The organism is uncultured Novosphingobium sp., assembly GCF_964277725.1.
GTDB classification, from domain to species: domain Bacteria; phylum Pseudomonadota; class Alphaproteobacteria; order Sphingomonadales; family Sphingomonadaceae; genus Novosphingobium; species Novosphingobium fluoreni.
Genome location: NZ_CAXYKL010000236.1, coordinates 1 through 6580, shown reverse-complemented (window position 1 = coordinate 6580; position 6580 = coordinate 1). Strand labels below are relative to the sequence as shown.

Annotated in this window: 6 protein-coding genes and 1 pseudogene; 3 read left to right on the top strand and 4 right to left on the bottom strand. The window is 65.9% G+C overall.

Features of this window, described 5'->3' with window-relative positions:
* The 4 genes from ACHWRX_RS13255 to ACHWRX_RS13240 form a co-directional block, all read right to left on the bottom strand.
* Positions 1-442 (bottom strand): anthranilate synthase component II (locus ACHWRX_RS13255; protein WP_394659544.1); only part of this gene is annotated, 442 nt, incomplete at its 3' end.
* On the bottom strand, positions 439-1257 hold the full coding sequence (locus tag ACHWRX_RS13250; protein ID WP_394659543.1) for a phosphodiester glycosidase family protein: 819 nt from the start codon (positions 1255-1257) through the stop codon (positions 439-441). The genes ACHWRX_RS13255 and ACHWRX_RS13250, both read right to left, overlap by 4 nt.
* Positions 1254-2765, bottom strand: coding sequence for an anthranilate synthase component I (gene trpE, locus ACHWRX_RS13245; RefSeq protein WP_394659542.1), 1512 nt, complete (start codon positions 2763-2765; stop codon positions 1254-1256). Before trpE ends, ACHWRX_RS13250 begins: the two co-directional genes overlap by 4 nt.
* 15 nt (positions 2766-2780) lie before the next feature.
* Positions 2781-4667, bottom strand: a complete 1887-nt coding sequence (locus tag ACHWRX_RS13240) for a peptidyl-prolyl cis-trans isomerase (RefSeq protein WP_394659541.1) — start codon at positions 4665-4667, stop codon at positions 2781-2783.
* Positions 4668-4950: 283 nt separating this feature from the next.
* Here ACHWRX_RS13240 and tpiA point away from each other — a divergent pair, with 283 nt between their 5' ends.
* The 3 genes and pseudogenes from tpiA to ACHWRX_RS13225 form a co-directional block, all read left to right on the top strand.
* Positions 4951-5709 (top strand): triose-phosphate isomerase, encoded by a 759-nt coding sequence (gene tpiA / locus ACHWRX_RS13235; RefSeq protein ID WP_394659540.1) that lies wholly within the window; start codon positions 4951-4953, stop codon positions 5707-5709.
* Between the two features lie 139 nt (positions 5710-5848).
* Entirely contained in the window at positions 5849-6250 is a 402-nt protein-coding gene (gene secG / locus ACHWRX_RS13230) for a preprotein translocase subunit SecG (RefSeq protein ID WP_058735507.1), read from the top strand.
* A 112-nt stretch (positions 6251-6362) separates the two neighbouring features.
* Positions 6363-6580: pseudogene (locus ACHWRX_RS13225) on the top strand (CTP synthetase); the annotation flags it as partial.

Here is a 6580-nt window from a genome sequence, read left to right as displayed (position 1 = left end):
CATCGTCCGAACGCGCGTTAACCAGCAGCGTCTCGGGAATGTCCTCCACGATCAGCGAGTGATAGCGCGTGGCCGTGAAAGGCGAGGGTACTCCGGCAAAAACGCCGCTGTCATCGTGGGTTACGGGCGAGGTCTTGCCATGCATCAGCCCGCCGCGGACCACTTTGCCGCCAAAATACTGCCCGATCGACTGGTGCCCCAGGCACACGCCCAGCAACGGCATGCCCGCCTGCGCCGCCGCGCCGACAAGATCGAGGCTGATCCCCGCCTCGTTGGGCGTGCACGGGCCGGGGGAGATCAGGAACCCCTTCGCCCCGCTGGAAATGGCTTGGCCCACCGACAAGGCATCGTTACGCACCACCTCCACTTCGGCCCCCAGTTCCATCAGGTAATGGACGAGGTTCCAAGTGAAGCTGTCATAGTTGTCGATGACGAGGATCATGGTGCCGCCTTGTGCCTTTTCTCAACCACGATCAAGGGGCCCAGCGGGGGGCCGCCATCGACGCGATGCATTTGCGGATCCCATAGCGACGACACGCTGCCATCCAGGAACAGCGCGTTGGCGACATGCAAGTCGTCGCGAAAATAGCGGGCGAGCTTGCCGAACGAGATCGGCGCTTCGCTGATGACGAAATGCGCGCGGCCCTCCCGATCGACGCCAACCGCATTGCGCAGTTTCTGCGAGGGGCCGTCGTTATCGATGCGGGGGTGCAGCTTGCCTGCGATCACCAGCATCGGCCCCGATTGCGTGCCGAAATCCGGGCGGGCGTGAACGGTTTGCTCGAAATCCTGCGCGGTGCGTACGGCCCACTTGCCGTCCTTGCCGGAAAACACGCCGTTGGGCTGCAAGTGGAAATTGCCCCAGCCTTCGTTGCGGTTGAGCGCATGGCCACGCTTGCCGCTCTCAACGTAGTATCCGATCGGCAGTCCCTCGGCATCGAACATGCCGCCGTTCATCGCGAAGGCGACATTGCGCGCCTTGTCCCCCATTCCGACCGCCAGTTCGGACAAGCTGCGATACGGTTTGCCCCCCGGCGGCCCCAGCACCATCCGGATCGTATGACCGGCGGGATCGGCGATGCAGTGGGTGAGCGGCGTGCCTTCGAACGTCGCGCCAGAGCAAGGCGGCGGTGGCGGCGCTTCGCGGGCAGCGGCTTTCTGTTCGGCCTTACCGCAGGCGGAGAGGTTGAAAGCCAGCAATAGCGCCGTGCTGAAACCGACTTTCAGTCCAGCCCGGGACGAGGCCCGACGTGTCACTGGCCAAAGCCTGGTTCCGCCGCGATCCGGATCGCTTCACGCGCAGCGGCGAACAGAGCGCCGGACTTGGCCTCGCACTCACGCTGTTCGGCCGCCGGGTCGCTATCGGCAACGATGCCCGCGCCCGCCTGCACATGCAGGACGCCGTCCTTCAGCACGCCGGTGCGCAGGACGATGCACGAATCAACAGAGCCATCCGGCGCGAAATACCCGACGCCGCCCGCGTAGGCACCGCGCGTTTCCGGCTCCAGCTCGGCGATGATCTCGCACGCGTGGACCTTGGGCGCACCCGAGACGGTGCCGGCGGGAAAGCCCGCGAAGACCGCATCGATCGCATCGTGGCGGGCGGTGTCAAGCCGGCCGACGACGTTGGACACGATGTGCATGACGTGGCTGTAGCGCTCGATCGTATAGCTGTCCGTCACTTGCACCGAGCCTGTGGCGGCCACGCGGCCTACGTCATTACGGCCCAGGTCCAGCAGCATCAGATGTTCGGCGCGCTCCTTGGGATCGGCGAGCAAGCTGACCTCATTCGCCTTGTCTTCGGCGGCGGTCGCGCCGCGCGGACGGGTGCCGGCGATGGGGCGGATCGTCACTTCGCCATCGCGTACCCGAACGAGAATCTCGGGGCTGGAGCCAATCAGCGCGAACCCCGGCAGGTCCAGGAAGTACAGGAACGGCGAGGGGTTGATGCGGCGCAACGCGCGGTAGAGCGCCAGCGGCGGCAGCGGAAACTCGCACGTGAAGCGCTGGGCCAGAACCACCTGAAAGATGTCCCCCGCCTCGATATAGTCTTTCGCGCGCAGGACCATCGCCTGGTAGTCCTGCGCCGCCATGACGGGATTGCGCTGGGGGTCGGGCAGGGATGTTGCCGCCGGGGCTGGTGGGGCGGGCTGGGCGAGGCGGCGCAAGGCGTCCGCGATGCGCTCCTCGGCCCGAGCGATGCCCGGCGTTCCTGTCTCTGGCCAGACCGGGGCAACGCAGTACAGTTCATCGCTCAACCGGTCGAACACCAGCATCAGAGACGGGCGGACAAAGAGCATGTCCGGCAGTTCCAGCGGGCTTTGCGGGGCGCGCGGCAGCTTTTCCACCAGGCCGATCGTCTCGTACCCGAAGTAGCCGACCAGGCAGGCCAAAGGCGGCAACTGCGCGGGAACATCGATCCGGCACGCCTCGACCAGGGTGCGAAGCTCTGTCAGGCTGTCTCGTGCCAGTGCCTCAAACTGCTGGCGGTCCGCCTGCCATGCCCGGTTTATCTGGCAACCGGCGGCATCGGCGCGAAATACCAGGTCCGGATCGAGGCCGAGCAGACTGTAACGCCCACGGTTCTCGCCACCTTCAACCGATTCCAGCAAAAAATCGCCGCGTTCGGGCTCGAACAACTTCAGCGCGGCGCCGACCGGGGTTTCGGTATCGGACACGAGCCGCGTCCAGACCAGCCCCGGCTTGCCTGCCGCCAAAGCCTGGCTTGCGATCTCACGCTGCTGGGAAAAACCTGCGTCCGTCACGTCAGCGATCGGCCGTCATTCAGCCGCGGCTTTGCCGGACAGCTGATCACGCAGCGCCTTGATCGCGGCTTCGTTACGCGTCGCCCCGACATTGGCGGTGATCGCCTTGCGCAGCGCTTCGGAGTATTCCGTGCCGGAGGCCTTGCCCAGACCGCGCTGCGCGGCAGCGATCGCCGGGTCCTTGCGATCCACCGCGCCGGGCTGAATCGTGTCCAAAACCACGACGAACCAGCCCCGCTTGCCCGGTGCTTCTTGTACCTTAGCGCTGCCCTTCGCCATCGCGAACAGCAGGCGGATCGGCGGGGGGACCGGGCGGCCGGCTTGCTGCATCTGCACCAGCTGCGGGCGGCTCATGCCGACGCGCTCCACCGGAGGCAGCTTCTTGCCGATCCGCGCGACAATGGCGTCAACCTTTTCGCCTTTACGCAGCGCCGCCTGCACCTTCAGCGCTTCCGCCTTGGCATTGGCCGCGCCCATATCAAGCGCATAGGCCAGCTTCACGTCGCCCAGGATTTCATTCATCGGCGCCGGTGCCGACGGCGAAACCGACGTGACATCATAGACGATAAAGGTCTTGCCCGGCTCGGCCTCTGCCACCTGGGGCTGGTTTTCCTCCATCGAGAACGCCGTCTTCAAAATCGGCTTGAGCGCGGGTGAAACGCCTTGCCCAGGAGCCTGGTAGACCGCGCCATCAGCGGTCAGCGGCGGGGTGTCTTGCAGTTGCAGGCCAAGCTTTGCGGCAACTTCCGGCAGGTTAGAACCGCCTTCGAACTGCTCCTCGATCTTGGTGAGATAGTCGGTCACCGCGGCGCGGCGCTTTTCGGTGGCGAGGGTGGTGGCGATCTCGGTCTTCACCTCGGCCAGGCTGCGCGCCGGGCGCGTGTCGACGGCTTCCACACGCACGACGTACCAGCCCAGAGGACTGCGCGCGGTGACAAGCTGACCCTTCGCCGCGGCGAACACGGCGTCGGCCACGGCGGGGGCGGACTGAGCGGACAATTCCTGCTTGCCCAATGGACCCAGCTTGGCCGCCGCCAGACCCTTCTCGCTGGCGGACGCGTCGAGCGACTTGCCCGCCTTCACCTCGGCATCGATGGCTTTGGCTGCGGCCTCGGTCGGCGCGACGACCTGAATGATTGCGCGGCGTTCAAGCGCTGCATACTGCGCTTTGTCAGCATCATAACGCTTGGCGATTTCCGCATCGGTGGGCGCCGGCACGTTCTTCACGGCATCGGGGCCAAAGGTGGCATAGCGGATCACCCGGCGCTCCGGGCGGATGAACGCGTTGGTGTGCGACTTGTAGAAGGCGGCCAGTTGCGCATTGCCAGGAGCCTGCTGCGGCGCGAACGCCAGCGAAGGCAGGACAACCACGGTGCCGGTGCGGCTTTCACCCAGAAGCTGGCTATAGCGCCATGCCATCTCGGCCGGCATCACCGAGCCATATTCGGCCGGGGCCAGCAGCATCCGCGCAACCAGGCGCGTGGCCACGGTATCGCGCGGGATCGCCTGGGGCTGCAACGCGCCCTGGCGCTGCAGTTCGCTGTCGATCAGGCGGTCACCCGCGACAATGTCGTTGTCCTTGCCGAAATCGAAAAGCGCTTTCAGATCGATCAGGTCGTTGAGGATGATGTCCAGCCCGCCACGCGCCACGAACCCGGTCATCGACAAGGTGGGGTCTTGCTGGCGGACGCGCTGCAGCGCTTCGTTGACGCCGTTGTTGAGGTCCGCCGCGGTCACGCTTTCGCCCCCTACCTTGGCGATCGTGCCGCTGCTCGCCCCGCCGACCCCGCGATTGCCGCTGACGTCAGCCGCCACGAAGGCCAGCGCCAGAAGACACAGCATGGCGATGGCGACGATCGCGCCGACCTTCGACTTGATGATGGTCCGGAAAAAGTGAAGCATGCGCGAGCGGGCCGTCCAGCGTAGAGTTGAGCGCGGTATCCGCAGACGGAACCGGCCTGAGCCGCGACGCTTTAGGAGGCTACGCCCGGTCCTGCAATGCCGGTTCGGCAATCTTGTTGGGTCGGTTAGGCGAGGGGGGCGGACGTCCCATTGCGCCGTAGTGACACAGCAAGGCGGGCAAAGCGCCGCTACCGCCTTTGACAAGCCGGGCCACGCTGGCCTAGCTGCCCGACACAAATGGGGGGCCGATCTTTGGGATTCGGCTCAAGGACAAGGGTTGAAGATGGCAAGTCTGCCTTACATCGTCGGCAATTGGAAGATGAACGGGACCCGCGCCAGCCTCTCGGAAGCGCGGGCGATTGATCGTGGCGCGGCGCGGCTTCCCAAGGTGCAGGTGGCGATCGCGCCGCCCGCCACCTTGCTGCATCGTACGCGTGAGGCGGTGGAACTGATCGGTATCGGCGGGCAGGATTGCCACGCCAAGGATAGCGGTGCGTTCACCGGCGATATCTCGGCAGCGATGCTGAAGGATGCCGGCGCGGACTTCACGATCGTCGGTCACTCGGAACGCCGGACGTTGCACGCTGAAACCGATGCTGACGTGCGCGCCAAGGCGGAAGCGGCGCTGGGCGCCGGCCTCGCCGTGATTCTGTGCGTTGGCGAGACTGAGGGCGAACGTGACGCTGGCAACGCCGAAAGCGTGGTCGGCGGCCAGCTGGAAGGCTCGTGCCCACACAGCGATGGCGCGGTGGATAAGCTGACCGTGGCTTACGAACCGGTCTGGGCGATCGGCACCGGCCGGGTTCCCTCCGTCGACGACGTGGACGCGATGCACAAGGCTATCCGGGCGAAGCTCGTCTCGATTTACGGCGAAGCCGGCGCGGGCGTGCGCATTCTCTACGGCGGTTCGGTCAAGGCGGAGAACGCGTCCGAACTGCTCTCTATCCGCGACGTCGGCGGTGCTCTGGTGGGCGGCGCCAGCCTGACGGCCGAGAGCTTCCTGGCGATCGTCGGCGCGGCAGCCGCCCTGGAAGACAACTGACGATCAGCCGAGATACCATAGCTGTCGCGACGCCCCCCGCCCGGGTGGCTTGCGCGGCGGCGCGGTACGGCTTATCTGCGCGAGCGTTGAGCGGTGGGCCTATGGAATCGCCGCGCCGTGATTGCTTGAGGATTGCATGCTGTTCACCTTCCTGACCGTTGTCCAGGCGCTCGTCGCCGCCGCGCTGGTGGGCGTGATCCTGATGCAGCAGTCGGAAGGCGGCGGGCTGGGTACCGGGGGCGGCAACCCTTCCGGCCTGATGTCCGCCCGTGGTGCGGCCAACTTTATGACCCGCGCCACCGGTGTGCTCGCCACGATTTTCGTGGTGCTGAGCATCATCCTGGCCTCGCTGGCGGTGAATGTTTCCACCGGACGCCAACTGGATACGTCCTTGCAGCGTAATGCGCCCGTTCAGGCTCCGGTCGATCCGCTGGCTGGCACGGCCAATACCGGCACCGCGCCCGTTCCCGGCACCGCACCGGCTCCGACGGCGAGCCCTGCTCCCGCGAACGATCCGCTTGCGGGCTCGGCCGCCAACTAAACCGCTGGCGGCGGCTCCCATAAAGGGAGCTTTCGCCTGGACTTCATTTTCGTGGATTTCGGCTCCGGGGCGCTTGCTCTGGCGTCGCCACGCGTTTTAAGGCCCATCTCCCATGGCGCGGCACATTTTCATCACCGGCGGCGTGGTTTCCTCGCTGGGCAAGGGTCTCATGGCGGCGAGCCTCGCGGCTTTGCTGCAGGCGCGCGGATATAAGGTCCGCATCCGTAAGTTCGATCCGTATCTCAACGTCGATCCGGGCACGATGAGCCCCTACCAGCATGGCGAAGTCTACGTGACTGACGATGGCGCGGAAACGGACCTCGACCTGGG